Genomic DNA, 16270 nt, shown 5'->3' with positions numbered 1-16270 from the left:
GCGTCTTGCTTTGCACACGCCAGCTACCGCTGATAGCGTTGGGTTACCGGCGCCGGGTTGGCAACGCGGTTTTGCTAAGCCTTTTTTCTGCTGTTGTTAGCCGGCTGGCGAGGGGTGAATAGCCTGCTTATTATTTGTTATAATATTGATCCGCCTATAACTTTTTCCTTCTGCACGGGCCGCTATTGGGCTATCTTTAACCTATCACGATCAGTGTCTGGAGAACCCGTTATGACCAAGTATCAAAACATTCTCGTGGCGGTCGATCCGCAGCAGGACGATCAGCCTGCGCTACGCCGTGCCGTGTACCTGAACCAGCGCCTCGGTGGCCGGATCACGGCTTTCCTGCCGATTTATGATTTCTCATACGAAATGACCACCCTGTTGTCGCCTGATGAACGCACCACCATGCGGAAAGGCGTGGTCAGTCAGCGCACCGAATGGATCCGCGAACAGGCCCAGTCTTATCTGGATGCGGGCGTCCACATTGAGATCAAGGTGATCTGGCATAACCGCCCTTACGAGGCGATCATTCAGGAAGTGTTGAATGGACGTTATGACCTGGTGCTGAAGATGGCTCACCAGCACGATCGCCTGCAGGCCGTGGTCTTTACCCCTACCGACTGGCATCTGCTGCGTAAATGCCCGTGTCCGGTTTGGATGGTGAAGGATCAGCCGTGGCCTGAAGGTGGCCGCGCCGTGGTGGCCGTTAACCTTGCCAGTGAAGAACCGCATCATGACCCACTCAATACCAAGCTGGTGAAAGAGACGCTGGAACTGGCTGATTTAGTCAACCATACCGAAGTCCATCTGGTGGGTGCTTACCCGATTACCCCCATAAATATCGCCATTGAACTGCCGGACTTTGACCCGAGCGTTTATAACGATGCGATCCGCGGTCAGCATCTGCTGGCGATGAAAGCGCTGCGGCAAAAATTCAGCATTGATGAGAAGTTTACCCACGTCGATAAAGGCCTGCCGGAAGAGGTTATCCCGAATTTAGCGGAACATCTGGATGCGGGTGTGGTGGTATTAGGCACGATTGGCCGAACCGGGATATCTGCGGCGTTCCTCGGCAATACCGCGGAACAGGTTATTGATCATCTGCGCTGCGATTTGCTGGCGATTAAGCCCGACGGTTTTACCTCGCCGATTGAACTTGATGATGATGAAGACGATTAATATCAGTCTCTGAACAACAAAAAGGCCGGGAAATCCCGGCCTTTTTTTACACCTGAAGCCCCCGCTGACGGGGCATTTTTACAGGGCTTTCAGAATGGCATCGACGGTGGCTTTCGCATCACCGAACAGCATCTGCGTGTTTTCCTTAAAGAACAGTGGGTTCTGCACCCCCGCATAGCCGGTATTCATTGAACGCTTAAATACCACCACGTTTTGCGCTTTCCACACCTCTAACACCGGCATACCCGCGATTGGACTGCGTGGATCTTCCTGCGCAGCCGGGTTTACCGTGTCGTTGGCACCAATCACCAGCACGGTATCGGTGCTGCTGAAATCGTCGTTGATTTCATCCATTTCCAGCACGATGTCGTACGGAACACGCGCTTCAGCCAGCAGCACGTTCATGTGCCCAGGCAGACGACCCGCGACCGGATGGATACCAAAACGAACCTTGATGCCCCGGGCGCGCAGCTTTTCAGTAATTTCCGCAACCGGATATTGCGCCTGCGCGACCGCCATGCCGTAGCCTGGGGTAATGATCACCGAGGTGGAGTTTTTCAGCATGTCTGCCGTGCCTTGCGCATCAATCTCACGGTGTTCACCCACTTCATCGGTTTCACCGGTTGAGCTGCTGTCGGTGCCAAACCCACCAGCAATCACGCTGACAAACGAGCGGTTCATCGCCTTACACATAATGTACGAGAGGATCGCCCCGCTGGAGCCCACCAGCGCACCGGTGACGATCAGCAGATCGTTGCTGAGCATAAAGCCCGCTGCCGCCGCTGCCCAACCTGAATAGGAGTTGAGCATTGACACCACCACCGGCATATCCGCGCCGCCGATTGAGGCCACCAGATGCCAGCCGAAAGCCAGCGCAATCACCGTCATAATCAGCAGAGCAAACACCTGTACTCCGGTGCTGTCGGTGCGGACAAAGGCAATCAGCAGGCAGAGTGAAACCACCAGCGCCAGCAGATTCAGCTTATGACGATGCGGCAGCATCAACGGACGGGATGAAATTTTGCCGCGCAGTTTGCCAAAGGCCACCAGAGAACCGGTGAAGGTCACCGCACCAATAAAGATGCCGATAAACACTTCGGTCAGATGGATATTTTCCAGCACCAAATCAAGGCCCGGGCCATGATCGAGGTAGCTGTTAAAGCCCACTAACACTGCGGCCATACCGACAAAGCTGTGCAGCACGGCAACCAGCTCTGGCATTTCAGTCATTTCGACCTTCTTCGCCAGACGGATACCGATGGTGCCACCGATGACCATCGCTAACAGGACCCAGCCAACGTTGCCGCTGTCCGGGCCAAGCAAGGTCGCCAGCAGCGCAATCGCCATACCGCTGATACCGAACAGGTTGCCCTGTTTAGCCGTCTCATGTTTCGCCAGCCCAGCCAGGCTGCAGATAAAAAGAATTGCGGCAACAATGTATGCTGCAGTCACTAATCCTTCAGACATTGATTACCCCTTAGTTCTTACGAAACATTTTCAGCATGCGCTGAGTGACGGTGAAACCACCGAAAATATTAATACTGGCAATCAGCACCGCAACAAAGGACAGGAAGCTGACCCAACCGCCATGACCGATTTGCAGGACGGCACCGACCACGATGATGCCTGAAATGGCATTGGTCACCGACATCAGCGGCGTGTGCAGGGCATGGCTGACGTTCCAGACCACGTAATAGCCGACCACACAAGAGAGTGCAAAAACGGTAAAGTGCGACAGGAACGCCGCAGGTGCGACATTGGCGAACCAGCCAAACAGCACGATCGCCAGCGCGAACAGCACATATTTACGCAACGGAGAAACCGGCGCCTTCTCAACTTTCTCGACAGCTTTCGCCGCTGGAGCCGCTTTCGGGGCAGCAGACACCTGAATCGGCGGTGCTGGCCAGGTCACTTCACCTTCACGGATAACCGTGACGCCGCGGATCACCACATCCTCGAAATCTACGCTGATTTCGCCGTTTTTCTCTTTGCACAGCAGCTTCAGCAGGTTAACCAGATTAGTGCCGTACAGCTGTGAGGACTGCGTCGGTAAACGGCTTGGCAGATCGGTATAACCGATGATTTTCACGCCGTTTGCGGTGGTGGTCACTTGATCGGCGACGGTCAGTTCGCAGTTACCGCCGGTTTGCGCCGCTAAATCGACAATCACGCTGCCCGGCTTCATCGAAGCCACCATCTCAGCGGTGATCAGCTTCGGTGCCGGGCGCCCTGGGATCAGCGCGGTAGTGACAATAATGTCGACCTCTTCGGCTTGTGCCGCAAATAACGCCATCTCCGCCTTAATAAAGGCTTCTGACATCACTTTTGCGTAGCCGTCGCCACTGCCCGCTTCCTCTTCAAAGTCCAGCTCAAGGAACTCGGCGCCCATGCTCTGCACCTGCTCTTTCACTTCCGGGCGGGTATCAAAAGCACGGACAATCGCGCCAAGGCTGCCAGCGGCACCAATCGCTGCCAGACCCGCCACACCCGCACCGATCACCATCACTTTTGCCGGCGGTACTTTGCCTGCGGCGGTGATTTGACCGGTGAAGAAGCGGCCAAACTCATGGGCGGCCTCAACAATCGCGCGGTAGCCGGCGATGTTGGCCATCGAACTCAATGCATCCAGCGACTGAGCGCGTGAAATGCGCGGCACGGCGTCCATCGACATCACGGTCACGTTGCGCGCTGCCAGTTTCTCCAACAGTTCAGGATTCTGGGCTGGCCAGATAAAGCTCACCAGCGTGCTGCCCTCGCGGGTCAAGGCAATCTCGGCATCATCCGGTGCATTGACCTTAAGAATAATGTCTGACTGCCAGACGGTAGCGGTGTCGACCAGGGTGGCGCCGGCGGCCGCATAGGCAGCATCATCAAAACTGGCCAGCTTCCCGGCATCGTGCTCAATCGCCACGGTGAAGCCGAGTGCTAAAAGCTGCTCTACCGTTTTCGGTGTTGCAGCGACTCGCGCTTCGTTGGGCAACCGCTCTTTGGTTATTCCAATTAGCATAATAATCCCTTTCATCAGAGGTGAAATGATGGTTGGTCCTGCTGCAACGGCCCAAACGACCGGTGCAGGATCTGTTTCAAACTGTTTATAACCTACTGAAAATATGTGCTGCGATCCAGCCACGGCACGACACTTCGCGACTTTTCATATAAAAATTCAGAGGAAAGCGGCAAAGGCATCACTTTGATACTGTATTTACTCGACAAACACGCATAATCTGCTAGCAAAAAACATCCTGACGGGCCTGCCAGCGTGGGAAAAACATATTATTTAACAATGAATTAACGATATAAGTGATATCAATAACCAGCTTAGGTGGTAAGCGGACGGCTAAGCGCGCAATTTAACAATTATTTAATATCCTCACCGTGGGTGTGCTCAGCGCAGACAACCAATCGCTCAAAATGGCTGAGACAGCAGGCATTATTACATGCAATAATCGGCTGCTAATCTGTTACACATCAAGAGTCCAGCACGTTTTCGTACTCATTTTTTGCGTAAGGCGAAGGATTATTTTTATGAAGCTGAAGAACACCATTCTGGCGTCAGCCCTGTTGTCACTCACATCATTATCCGCTTTTGCGGCACAGGAACTGTCACCAGAAAAAGCGGCCGCGCTGAAACCCTTTGATCGTATTGCGATTTCTGGCCGTTTCAATGCGATTAACGACGCCAGCGCTGCCGTGTCAAAACGTGCCGATGAGTTGGGCGCCGCTTCTTACTACATTCAAAGTATTAATGATACCAACGGCAATGGCGGGAACTGGCGTGTTGTGGCAGACGTGTATCACAATGATGCGCCTGCAGCGGCACCTTCTAACGACCGCGTGATCAACGGCGTTCGTGAACTGAATAAAGCTGAAGCCTATAAATTAGAACCTTACGATACGGTTTCGATCAGTGGTTTCTACCGCAGTCAGCCTGACGTCAATGATGCCATCACTAAAGCGGCAAAAGAGAAAGGCGCTGCGTCCTTCTTTATTGTTCGTCAGATTGATGCCAACAGCGGCGGCAACCAGTACATCACCGCCTATGTCTATAAAGCCAATGCGCCAGAGCGTAAAGTTCAGTCTCCAGACCTGATCCCTGCTGATTCTCAAGCCGGTAAAGCGGCGCTGGCGGCGGGTGGTGCGGAAGCGGCGAAGGTACAAATCCCAGGCGTTGCGTCCTCGCAAACGCCAAGCGCGGATGTGGGACGTTTCTTCGAGACGCAATCCTCTACCGGTCAGCGCTACACGGTCAAAACACCGGACGGCAAGAGCGTGCAGGAAGTGAGCGCCATCACTGCGGCACAGATGCAGCCGTTCGACAGCGTGACCTTTACCGGCCACTTCGGTACCCCAACCGAAATTTCTGATGCTGTTGGTCAGGCGGCGATTAAGAAAGGCGCGAAGTACTATCACATCACGCGTCAATGGTCTAACCAGAGCGGCGGTAACCTGACGGTCTCTGCTGACCTGTTCAAGTAATCTCTTCAGAAGACGGCTCCCGGGCCGTCTTCTCTCTTTTGCATACTTCCTACCCTGATTGTGCATAACCAGTCACAAACCAGCCTGTTCGCATTGCATCTCCTGCCCTCACTCCGTAGAATCCCCGCCTTCTTCAGTTGATCCCTTCACGGCTCATGCTGTTTACACGCATGAAACGCGACGGATTATCACTGAACTGGTTTTTTATTCTGCTATCGGGATGCTTTTTTGGACAAAAAATTAGGTCTTACCGCGCTGACCGCGTTGGTTCTCAGCTCGATGCTTGGCGCGGGCGTATTCAGCCTGCCGCAAAATATGGCGGCAGTTGCCAGCCCGGCAGCGCTGTTGATCGGCTGGGCCATCACCGGCGCGGGCATTATTTTGCTGTCACTGGCGTTGCTGTTACTGACGCGCCTGAAGCCCGAACTGGATGGCGGCATTTTTACCTATGCCCGTGCCGGTTTTGGTGAGCTGGTCGGGTTTTGTTCCGCCTGGGGCTACTGGCTTTGTGCGGTGATTGCCAACGTTTCCTACCTGGTGATTGTCTTTTCCGCCCTCAGCTTCTTTACCGACTCGCCGGGACACGTGGTGTTCGGTGATGGTAACACCTGGCAGGCGGTACTCGGCGCTTCCGTGCTGCTGTGGATGGTGCACTGGCTGGTGCTCCGTGGCGTGCAAACCGCCGCCAGCATCAATCTGGTGGCCACGTTGGGTAAGCTGGTGCCGTTAGGGCTGTTTGTGGTGCTTGCCGCCGTGGCATTTAACTATGACCGCTTCCATTTTGACTTTACCGGCCTGGCGCTGCACACGCCGGTCTGGCAGCAGGTGAAAGACACCATGCTGATAACCCTGTGGGTGTTTATCGGCGTGGAAGGCGCGGTGGTGGTGTCTGCCCGCGCGCGTAATAAGAAGGATGTGGGCCGCGCGACCTTACTGGCGGTAATGGCGGCACTGATTGTTTATCTGCTGGTCACCCTGCTCTCTTTAGGCCTGGTGCCAAGAGCGGAACTGGCTGGCATGCGCAATCCATCGATGGCCGGATTAATGACCCGTCTGGTCGGATCCTGGGGAGATGTGATCATCGCCGTGGGCTTAATTGTGTCGGTGTGCGGTGCGTATCTCAGCTGGACGATTATGGCCGCCGAAGTGCCGCTGATGGCCGCAGAGCATGGCGCCTTCCCGCGATCGCTGGCAAAGCAGAACCGTCGCGGCGCGCCTTCCGCGTCGCTGTGGCTAACCAATATCAGTGTGCAGGTGTGCCTGGTGTTGATCTGGCTGACGGGGTCGGATTACAACACGCTGCTGACCATTGCCTCAGAAATGATCCTGGTGCCGTATTTCCTGGTGGGTGCGTATCTGTTTAAGGTGGCGCGTCAGCTAAACCGACCGGGCATCATGGCTATCGCCAGCGGCGCCAGTGCGTATGGCCTCTGGCTGCTGTATGCCTCAGGCCCACTGCATCTGCTGCTTTCGGTAGTGCTGTATGCGCCAGGCGTGCTGCTGTTCCTGTTTGCCCGCCGGGGTGGACGCGGCACAGCGCAGCTTAACGTGCTGGAAAAAGGGGCGATGGCATTGCTGGTGGTGGCGTCGGCACCTGCGATGTGGATGCTGGTTCGCTAGTGCGAAAAGGCCGGAAGGTTGACCGTTAAGCGGTCATCTTTCTGCTGCAGGGTCAGCGGCTTGACGTACTCCTGATGGACGAGGTCAAGCTGACGATCCGAAAGCGGATAAGGCAGAAGAATATCAAACTGCTCAATGTGTTGTTGTTCAGCGAGGGTAATCAATCGGGCGATGTTTATCTCATCGCTGACCTGGGTCGAAATGATTTGTAACGCCAGCGCTTTGAGTCTTTCAGAAGGGATTTCAGGCAGGTCGCGGGAGTTTCGGGTCACCACACCGAAAATCGGGATAACCCCATAGATCGCATCCATAAAGCTCCAACGCTTTTTGCAGGATGCGGCGAGAAAATCGATATAATTGAGGCAGATATAATCACTGCACCCGGCAGATGCCAGCTTATTATCAGACACTCTCGTTCTCCTTTCTCTCAAGATTATTCCCCTGAGCCGCCACGGCAACCCGGCGGATATAATGGCATAGTATAGGGTGCTTATACTATACATCTGACGTTATTTAGCAGCGGGTAATAGTAGTTAAGTTTAACAAAGGGTAATCTTGCCTTTCCATTTCAGAAAAACAGCCCTATGAACAAAATCGTGTTTGTCGAAGATGACCAGGATGTTGGCGAACTGATCGCCGCGTACCTGAGTCGCCATGATATTGAAGTGATTGTTGAAAGCCGTGGCGATCGGGCCGAAGCGACCATCGCGGCAGCCATGCCAGACCTGGTGATGCTGGATATTATGCTGCCTGGCAAAGACGGCATGACCTTGTGTCGGGACCTGCGTGCTGGCCAGGACTGGTCGGGGCCGATCGTGCTGCTGACGTCTCTCGACAGCGACATGAATCACATTCTCTCTCTCGAGATGGGGGCCAATGATTACATTCTGAAAACCACCCCACCCGCGGTATTGCTTGCGCGGTTACGCCTGCATTTGCGTCAGGCTGGCAGCAGCCAGAGTGATGATATCGCGCCCAAAGTTGCCGGTCAGAATGCATTGCGCTTCGGCACGCTGGCTATCGATCCGGTCAACCGCCAGGTTTCGCTGAATAATGACGTGGTCGCCCTTTCAACTGCGGACTTTGATCTGCTGTGGGAGCTGGCGACGCATGCCGGGTCGATCCTTAACCGCGATGCCCTGCTGAAAACGCTGCGTGGCGTCAGCTATGATGGCATGGATCGCAGCATTGACGTGGCGATCTCCCGCCTGCGTAAAAAGTTGCTGGACAGCGCCACCGAACCCTATCGCATCAAGACCATTCGTAATAAGGGCTACCTTTTTGCGCCACACGCTTGGGACGCTAAATGAAGAAGCTGTTTATTCAGTTTTACCTGCTGCTGTTCGTCTGCTTTCTGGTCATGGCGATGCTGGTCGGCCTGGTGTATAAATTCACCGCCGAGCGGGCCGGTCGTCAGTCGATGGACGACCTGATGAAAAGCTCGCTCTATCTGATGCGCAGCGAACTGCGTGAAATTCCGCCACGCGACTGGAATAAAACCATCGATAATCTGGAGCTGAATTTATCTTTCAAGCTGCATATAGAACCGATGAGCAGCTATCAGCTGGATCCTCCTACCCTGCGCCGCTTGCGCGCGGGTGAGATTGTGGCGCTGGACGATCAGTACACCTTCCTGCAGCATATTCCCCGCAGTCACTATGTGCTGGCGGTTGGGCCTATTCCCTATCTGTTCTTCCTGCATGAGATGCGCATTCTGGATATCGCGCTATTAGCCTTTATTGGCATCTCGCTGGCGCTGCCGGTGTTTATCTGGATGCGACCGCACTGGAAAGACATGCTCAGGCTGGAAACGGCCGCCCAGCGCTTTGGCCAGGGCCATCTGAACGAGCGCATCCATTTCGACAGCGCCTCCAGCCTGCTGCGCCTCGGGGTGGCGTTTAATCAGATGGCCGACAACATCAATACGCTGGTGGCCAGTAAAAAACAGCTGATTGACGGCATTGCCCATGAATTACGCACCCCGCTGGTTCGCCTGCGTTACCGGCTGGAAATGAGCGATAACCTCACCGATGCCGAAGCGGCGGCGCTGAACCGGGACATTGGTCAGCTTGAAGCGCTGATTGAAGAACTGCTGACCTACGCCCGGCTGGATCGCCCTAAGGTTGATCTGAATTTGCAGTCACTGGATTTAGCCGAATGGCTGCGGGAACGGCTGGATGATATCCGCTCGGTTCAGCCTGACTTCACTATCGAACTGGATATGCCGCAGCGTCAAAACCTGGGCGTGGCGGATACTCGCCTGATGGAGCGGGTGCTGGACAACCTGGTCAACAACGCGCTGCGTTATGCTGACCAGCGGCTGCGGGTCGGCCTGTGGTTTGACGGTGATACTGCCTGCCTGCAGGTCGAAGACGATGGTCCGGGCATTCCGCTGGAAGAGCGCGAGCGCGTGTTCGAGCCCTTCGTGCGTCTCGATCCCAGCCGTGACCGCGCGACTGGCGGCTGTGGCCTGGGCCTGGCGATTGTCCACTCCATTGCCCAGGCATTTGACGGCTATGTGCTGATCGATGCCAGCCCGCTCGGCGGCGCCAGCGTTCGCTTTTGCTGGCCAGTTAATTTACCCTTATCGTCACCTCGCGCTGCCTGACAGCGCCATAAATCATTCAAGGGAGCGCCATGTCATCTGCCTACGCTAATTTAACCCGGACCTTCACGCGCCTGTCGCGATTCGGCCACCTCTCCGCCATTGCTGGCTGGGATATGATGACCATGATGCCGCCAGGTGGCAGCAGCGCGCGCGGTGCTGCCCTGGCGGAACTGAGCGTGCTGCAGCACGAAATCCTGACCGCAAAAGAGGTTGGCCACTGGCTGGATGAAGCTGAACAGGCTTCACTGAATGATGTTGAGCGCGCCAACCTGTTCGAGATGCGCCGCGCATGGCAGCAGGCTGCCCTGCTTCCCGCCTCGCTGGTGGAAGCCAAATCGATTGCCGGTTCCCGTTGTGAGCACGCCTGGCGTCAGCAGCGTCCGGCTAACGACTGGCAAAGGTTTGCAGAGAACCTGAAGGAAGTGGTGAAGCTGAGCCGCGAGGAAGCCGAAATCCGCGCCCAGGCTAACGGTTGTTCGCGCTACGATGCGCTGCTGGATATTTACGAGCCGGGCATGACCAGTGCCAAACTGGATAAGACCTTTGGCGAGATCAAAGAGTGGCTGCCATCGTTACTGCAGCGCATTGTTGATAAGCAGGCTCAGGAAGTGGTGGATGTGCCGGTTGGCCCGTTTGCGGTCGAATCGCAGAAACAGCTGGGTCTGGCGGTGATGAAGCAGCTGGGCTTTGATTTCAATGCGGGCCGACTGGATGTCAGCGCGCATCCGTTCTGCGGCGGCGTTCCTGATGACGTGCGCATCACCACCCGCTATAACGAGAACGAATTTATCAGCGCGATGATGGGCGTGATCCACGAAACCGGTCATGCGCGCTACGAGCAGAACCTGCCAAAGCAGTGGGCAGGCCAGCCGGTTGCTCATGCCCGCTCCACCGCGATCCACGAATCGCAAAGCCTGTTCTTTGAAAAACAGCTCGGACGCAGCGCGGATTTCCTCAGCCTGCTGCTGCCCCAGGTTAAGCTGCTGATTGGCGATCGTCCGGAGCTGGAAGAAGGCAATTTTATCGCGCTGAATCAGCGGGTGAAGCCAGGCCTGATCCGCGTTGATGCCGATGAAGTCAGCTACCCGGCACACATCATTCTGCGTTATGAGATTGAACGTGCGTTAATCGAAGGCGAGATTGATGTCGACGATATCCCGGATCTCTGGCAGGAAAAAATGCAGTCACTGCTGGGTCTGGATACCACCGGCAACTACCGTGACGGCTGTATGCAGGATATTCACTGGACCGATGGTGCCTTTGGTTATTTCCCAACCTATACCCTGGGTGCCATGTACGCCGCTCAGCTGTTCCAGGGCGTGAAGAAAGCGCTGCCTGACGTTAATGAACTGCTGCGCGAAGGCAACCTGCAGCCGGTATTTGACTGGTTACAGCAAAATATCTGGCAGCACGGCAGCCGTTTCAGTACCAAACAGCTGATTGAGAACGCCACCGGGGAAGATCTTAACCCGCAATACTTCCGTCAACATCTGGAAAATCGTTATTTAAACGGCTTCTGATCCCCCTGCAAGGCAGGCTACACGCCTGCCTTCCTCACTTCGTACAATCCGTTACACGCCGATACCAATCACTCACTGAAAGCCTTTCCCCCTTCTCATATAGTTACTTCACCGGCCCCGCAGTGGGCTGACACATGAACTAAACTTTTGAGGGTTTTTCAATGAAAAAATTATTTGCTCTGGTTGTAGCCGCTGCAATGGGTATGTCTTCAGTTGCTTTCGCTGCTGAAACCACCGCCGCTCCAGCAACCACTTCTGCTGCAACGACTGCTGCTCCGGCTAAAGCGACTACCGCTAAGCATCACAAAAAACACAAAGCAACTGTGCAGAAAGCGCAGGCTGCCAAGAAAGTGCACCACAAGAAAACCGCTAAGAAGCCAGTAGCTCAGAAAGCGCAGGCTGCTAAGAAAGTGCACCACAAGAAAGCCGCTAAGCCAGTAGCTCAGAAAGCGCAGGCAGCGAAAAAAGTACATCACAAGAAAGCCACTAAGCCAGTTGCTCAGAAAGCGCAGGCTGCTAAAAAAGTGCACCACAAGAAAGCCGCTAAGCCAGTCGCTCAGAAAGCGCAGGCTGCTAAAAAAGTGCACCACAAGAAAGCCGCTAAGCCAGTAGCTCAGAAAGCTCAGGCAGCCAAAAAAGTACACCACAAGAAAGTTGCTAAGAAAGCCGCTGCTCCTAAAGCGTAATTCATGAAGCGGGAGCCAGACTCCCCCCTCAACAGCCTTTCAATCAAACACCCGGATTATTCCGGGTGTTTCTTTCCTGGAGTATCGGATGATGGTGCGTCGCTATTTATTCGAAATTATCCTGGGCTTTATGATCCTTTGTGGTGTTATCGCCGCCAGTTTTTACCTGTAACTTTCGTAGCGTGCTGATATTCCAAATTAAACTCCCTTTTTTTTGACTATACGACTATAGTTATTATCACGCCGTGGTTAACTCCCCCCACTAATTCTCCACTCAGAGAGAGACATGCGACTGACAGCTGTTTTTTTAATCGGATGTTTAGCCTTTTCGTTTTATGCCCACGCAGATGATGACGATGAAAGCCCAAGTGCCGCTGACGTCAAAACCCTGTTCTTTGGGAAAGACGATCGCAAACCTGTCGCTGATACCGCCAGCCAACCTTGGGAAGCCATCGGCCAACTGGAAACGGCAAGCGGCAATCTCTGTAGCGCTACCCTGATCTCTGCGCACCTGGTTCTGACCGCCGGCCATTGCCTGCTGGCCCCGCCGGGTAAAGTCGATAAAGCCATTGCTCTGCGCTTTATTTCCAATACCAAAGGTCGCTGGCGTTATGATATTCACGATATCGAAACCCGTGTCGATCCCGAACTCGGCCATAAATTAAAAGCAGACGGTGACGGCTGGATTGTCCCTTCTTCTGCGGCCCCTTATGATTACGGTCTGATTATTTTGCGCAATCCGCCTTCCGGTATTACGCCAATCCCGTTATTTGACGGCAGCCGCAGCGATTTAACCGATGCGTTAAAAACCCAGGATCGCAAAGTGACCCAGGCAGGCTATCCGCTGGATCATCTGGAAACGTTGTATTCTCATAGCGATTGTCTGGTGACCGGCTGGGCGCAAAAAGGCGTGCTTTCACACCAGTGTGATACCTTGCCTGGCGACAGCGGTTCCCCGCTATTACTGAAGGTGAATGATGCGTGGCAATTGATTGCGGTGCAAAGCTCAGCACCCGCGGCGAAAGACCGTTATCAGGCCGATAACCGGGCGATTGCCGTGACCGCTTTCCGCGATAACCTGGAAGCATTAGCTCAGGAATAAGTCAGACGGGCAAGTGAGGTTCTGATTCGCTCCTGAATCTACCCCGCTTGCCCTTACCCCGTTAACTCCTTCCCCATCCTGCAACAATGATCAGCATGCCGCTAAAGGCGATGATGGCACCCAGCCAGTCGTACTGGCTCAGCTTTACACCATCGACAAAACGCAACCACAGTAACGCGGTCACCACATAGACGCCGCCGTAAGCGGCATAAACGCGTCCGCTCGCCGCAGGATGCAGAGTTAACAGCCAGACAAAGGCGGCAAGACTGGCCGCTGCCGGCAGCAGCAGCAACACAGAACCGCCCTTTTTAAGCCACAGGTACGGCAGGAAACAGCCTATAATTTCTGCCAGCGCGGTGAGAAAAAACAGCAAGGTTGTCTTAAAAAACAGCATTCATTCACTCTCTGAAACCTAAACGAAGACGCGGCTGACTGGTGAGCCTTTTCAGCCTGATGATATACTATCTTAAGCATACGCTTGCCGACAGGCGTTGGGATCAACAGCAAAACCAAGGAAATGACGATGAAACAATGGCAAAAACATCTGAGCAAGGCTGCTCTGCCGCTGGTGCTTTTTGGCACTTTGTTCAGCATCCAGCACAGCGCACAGGCGCAAACTGACAGGTTGATTATTCAGGATGGCAATAATGCCCTGAGCAATGAGCAGGCTCGTCAGGAAAAAGAGCAATGGGATGAAACTCATCGTTTACGTAACAAAGTAAACTCGCGCGTTGAGAAGAATTTCGACAAGTACGATCGGGCTGCTGATACCCGTGATGCCTGCGATCAAAGTCTGAACGTGAATGCCTACTGGGAGCCGAATACTCAGCGCTGCCTGGATCGCCGCTCTGGTCGTCAGATCATTGCGCCCTGAGCTGCTATAGTTAGCACAGTATTGATAGCACACGCAAAAATAGGGATGACATGATGAAACACACTAAGTGGATGTTAGCCGCACTGATGGTTGTTGCACCTCTGGCCGCACAGGCTTCCTGTGAAACGGTAAAAGCGGATATTAATCAGAAGATTATCAATAATGGCGTAGCGGCGGGCGATTTCTCGCTGGATATCGTGCCAAACGATCAGGCAGACCAGGCCGGCGGCCAGGTTGTCGGTCACTGTGAAAACGATACGCAGAAAATTGTCTATAAGCGCAACGGCGCCGATATTGACGCGGTGCCAGCCAGCACCGGCACTTCACAGGATGCACCCGCTTCCTGACGCGTTGGGGGCGAAACGCTTCGCCCCCTTTAACTCTTTAACTCTTTAACTCTTTAACTCTTCAACTCTTCAACTCTTCAACTCTTCAACTCTTCAACAATTCTGCCATGCCCGTGCCACCTAATGCGGTTTTGTCGCCGGGATAAATCGCGCGATCACCAGACTCGCCATCGCAATGCCCACCGACACCGCAAAAACCCAATGCAACGACAAGGCAATCTCACTCACCATCTGGTGCAGCGTGCCATGATGCAACGCTTCACGCTGTGAATGCGACATGATTTGTTGTACCGGATCGTTGTAATCCGGCAGGCGGATCAGCAGGTTATAGTTAAGTACCGCGCCCAATACCGCCGTGCCCAGCGCTGAACCCAACATGCGGCTAAACATAATCGATGCGGTGCAGATGCCGCGAATATGAAACTCCGCAGTGTTTTGTACCGCAATCAGGAAGGTGGTGCTGGTCATCCCCATGCCGGTGCCGATCACAAAAGCTGATATCCCGGCGTGAAAGACCGAACTGTTGCTGTGTAGCGTCAGTAGCATCGCCGTGCCTACGATTAACAACACCGAACCCAACTGCGCGGTAAACCGGTATGAGGTTCGCTGCATCAATCTGCCACTGAGGGTGCTGGCGAGCGGCCAGCCGATCGACATCATCGCTAACGCACTGCCAGCCTGCAGCGGCGTGCCGCCGTTTACCCCCTGAATCCAGGTGGGCAGAAAGGCACTGATCCCCATCATCGCCGCGCCAATCACCAGATTTCCGGCATTGCCGGCGACCAGCGTGCGGCTGCGCCAGATAGCCATCGGGAACAACGGCTCATCAGCGCCCCGCTCATGCCTGACTAACGCATAGCCCGACAACAGAGCGATGACCAACAGCGCCACCGACCAGTAACCGAGGCTCTCGGCCTGTAACAACGCCGTTAACAGCGCTGTCACGGTGAGCATTAACCAGCCGCTGCCGGCCAGATTGAGCTTTTGCGTCTGTTCTTTGCTGGATTCAGGAAACCATTTGGCCAGCATCAGCATCGAGATAATGCCAATCGGCACGTTTACCCAAAATATCAGCGCCCAGTTAAAGTGCTGAACGATCCCCGCGCCGGTCAGCGGTCCGGTAATGGCCGCAATTCCCCATACGCTGGAAAGCCACCCTTGAATGCTGGCCCGCTCTTTAGGCGGGTAAACATCGGCGATGATGGTTGAGGTCAGCGGCATAATCGCCCCTGCGCCCAGCCCCTGAAATGCGCGGAACAGGATCAGCCACGCCATATTGCTGGCAAATCCACAGAGTATTGAGCCGATCAAAAACAGTGAAGTGCCAATAAAGAACACCCGTTTCCGGCCCCAGAGGTCCGCCAGACGTCCGTAGATTGGCACGCTCACTGCCTGAGTCAGCAGGTAGATAGAAAAAACCCAACCAAACAGCGAAAAGCCGCCGAGTTCGGCAATGATCGTTGGCATGGCGGTAGCAACAATAGTCACTTCAATGGCCGCCATAAACATCGCCAGCATGGCGGCGACCAGTATCCAGTGGCGATGCGTGACCTGGTGTTGTGCTGATTCAGACATAGGGTTCCCTTGATAAACTCCTTCTATTCTGGCCTGGTTTTAAGGACAGAGTTTCCGAAACGTGCTTTCTTATAAACGGCTATTTGTTACGGTGTCACCAATTTGACGATAAAATATTTTCATTGAACTCAAGCCAGTGCTGGTAAGGCTTCTGCATCAGTATGGTCGAAAACTATCCTACTGATTTTCGGCCTAAAACTTGGCACAGCCGTGACTAGCCTGCTATAGGTTTTAAGGCGCTTTCAAACCCTTTATCCAATAAAAGCGTTTAACGTCACAT

15 protein-coding genes are annotated in these 16270 nt (G+C 54.3%); 10 read left to right on the top strand and 5 right to left on the bottom strand.

Annotation, left to right across the window (positions count from 1 at the left end; genetic code table 11):
- Positions 1 to 231: 231 nt before the first annotated feature.
- Positions 232 to 1182: a universal stress protein UspE gene (gene uspE, locus E2F51_RS17285; RefSeq protein ID WP_013202026.1), complete on the top strand. Its 951-nt coding sequence runs from the start codon at positions 232 to 234 to the stop codon at positions 1180 to 1182.
- Positions 1183 to 1260: 78 nt separating this feature from the next.
- Here uspE and pntB read toward each other — a convergent pair whose 3' ends face one another.
- Both pntB and pntA read right to left on the bottom strand, forming a co-directional pair.
- The gene (pntB, locus tag E2F51_RS17280) at positions 1261 to 2649 is read right to left on the bottom strand and encodes a Re/Si-specific NAD(P)(+) transhydrogenase subunit beta (protein WP_013202025.1); all 1389 of its coding nucleotides are present in this window, start codon (positions 2647 to 2649) and stop codon (positions 1261 to 1263) included.
- A 10-nt stretch (positions 2650 to 2659) separates the two neighbouring features.
- Positions 2660 to 4189, bottom strand: a complete 1530-nt coding sequence (pntA, locus tag E2F51_RS17275; protein WP_134824048.1) for a Re/Si-specific NAD(P)(+) transhydrogenase subunit alpha — start codon at positions 4187 to 4189, stop codon at positions 2660 to 2662.
- Positions 4190 to 4707: 518 nt separating this feature from the next.
- Here pntA and ydgH point away from each other — a divergent pair.
- Positions 4708 to 5658, top strand: coding sequence for a DUF1471 family protein YdgH (gene ydgH, locus E2F51_RS17270; RefSeq protein ID WP_013202023.1), 951 nt, complete (start codon positions 4708 to 4710; stop codon positions 5656 to 5658).
- Positions 5659 to 5886: 228 nt separating this feature from the next.
- Positions 5887 to 7278 carry an amino acid permease gene (locus tag E2F51_RS17265; RefSeq protein WP_013202022.1) on the top strand — a complete coding sequence of 464 codons (1392 nt, stop codon included), beginning with the start codon at positions 5887 to 5889 and terminating at the stop codon, positions 7276 to 7278.
- Here E2F51_RS17265 and E2F51_RS17260 read toward each other — a convergent pair.
- On the bottom strand, positions 7275 to 7688 hold the full coding sequence (locus tag E2F51_RS17260) for a hypothetical protein (protein WP_013202021.1): 414 nt from the start codon (positions 7686 to 7688) through the stop codon (positions 7275 to 7277). The two genes, E2F51_RS17265 and E2F51_RS17260, sit on opposite strands and share 4 nt — an antisense overlap.
- A gap of 174 nt (positions 7689 to 7862) precedes the next feature.
- Here E2F51_RS17260 and rstA point away from each other — a divergent pair, with 174 nt between their 5' ends.
- The 5 genes from rstA (at position 7863) to E2F51_RS17235 (ending at position 13194) form a co-directional block, all read left to right on the top strand.
- On the top strand, positions 7863 to 8588 hold the full coding sequence (rstA, locus tag E2F51_RS17255) for a two-component system response regulator RstA (RefSeq protein ID WP_134824047.1): 726 nt from the start codon (positions 7863 to 7865) through the stop codon (positions 8586 to 8588).
- Positions 8585 to 9886 carry a two-component system sensor histidine kinase RstB gene (rstB, locus tag E2F51_RS17250; protein ID WP_053143416.1) on the top strand — a complete coding sequence of 434 codons (1302 nt, stop codon included), beginning with the start codon at positions 8585 to 8587 and terminating at the stop codon, positions 9884 to 9886. The genes rstA and rstB overlap by 4 nt, the downstream gene beginning before the upstream one ends.
- A 29-nt stretch (positions 9887 to 9915) precedes the next feature.
- Entirely contained in the window at positions 9916 to 11406 is a 1491-nt protein-coding gene (locus tag E2F51_RS17245; protein WP_134824046.1) for a carboxypeptidase M32, read from the top strand.
- A 161-nt stretch (positions 11407 to 11567) separates the two neighbouring features.
- Positions 11568 to 12092 (top strand): acid resistance repetitive basic protein Asr, encoded by a 525-nt coding sequence (gene asr / locus E2F51_RS17240; protein ID WP_134824045.1) that lies wholly within the window; start codon positions 11568 to 11570, stop codon positions 12090 to 12092.
- A gap of 286 nt (positions 12093 to 12378) precedes the next feature.
- Positions 12379 to 13194, top strand: coding sequence for a serine protease (locus E2F51_RS17235; RefSeq protein WP_053143422.1), 816 nt, complete (start codon positions 12379 to 12381; stop codon positions 13192 to 13194).
- A 61-nt stretch (positions 13195 to 13255) separates the two neighbouring features.
- Here the strand turns inward: E2F51_RS17235 and E2F51_RS17230 are convergent, their stop codons facing one another.
- On the bottom strand, positions 13256 to 13588 hold the full coding sequence (locus E2F51_RS17230) for a YnfA family protein (protein ID WP_013202015.1): 333 nt from the start codon (positions 13586 to 13588) through the stop codon (positions 13256 to 13258).
- 129 nt (positions 13589 to 13717) lie between these two features.
- On the opposite strand from E2F51_RS17230, the gene E2F51_RS17225 reads away from it, so the two are divergent.
- Positions 13718 to 14068 (top strand): DUF1283 family protein, encoded by a 351-nt coding sequence (locus E2F51_RS17225; protein ID WP_013202014.1) that lies wholly within the window; start codon positions 13718 to 13720, stop codon positions 14066 to 14068.
- A gap of 50 nt (positions 14069 to 14118) precedes the next feature.
- Positions 14119 to 14415, top strand: a complete 297-nt coding sequence (locus tag E2F51_RS17220) for a DUF1161 domain-containing protein (protein WP_371732135.1) — start codon at positions 14119 to 14121, stop codon at positions 14413 to 14415.
- A gap of 120 nt (positions 14416 to 14535) precedes the next feature.
- Here the strand turns inward: E2F51_RS17220 and E2F51_RS17215 are convergent, their stop codons facing one another.
- Positions 14536 to 15990, bottom strand: coding sequence for an MDR family MFS transporter (locus E2F51_RS17215; protein WP_134824044.1), 1455 nt, complete (start codon positions 15988 to 15990; stop codon positions 14536 to 14538).
- Positions 15991 to 16270: the final 280 nt, after the last annotated feature.

Source organism: Erwinia sp. QL-Z3 (assembly GCF_004551645.1).
Lineage (GTDB): Bacteria > Pseudomonadota > Gammaproteobacteria > Enterobacterales > Enterobacteriaceae > Erwinia > Erwinia billingiae.
Note: the sequence above shows the minus strand (reverse complement) of the source record. Positions and strands in the feature narration are given on the sequence as shown.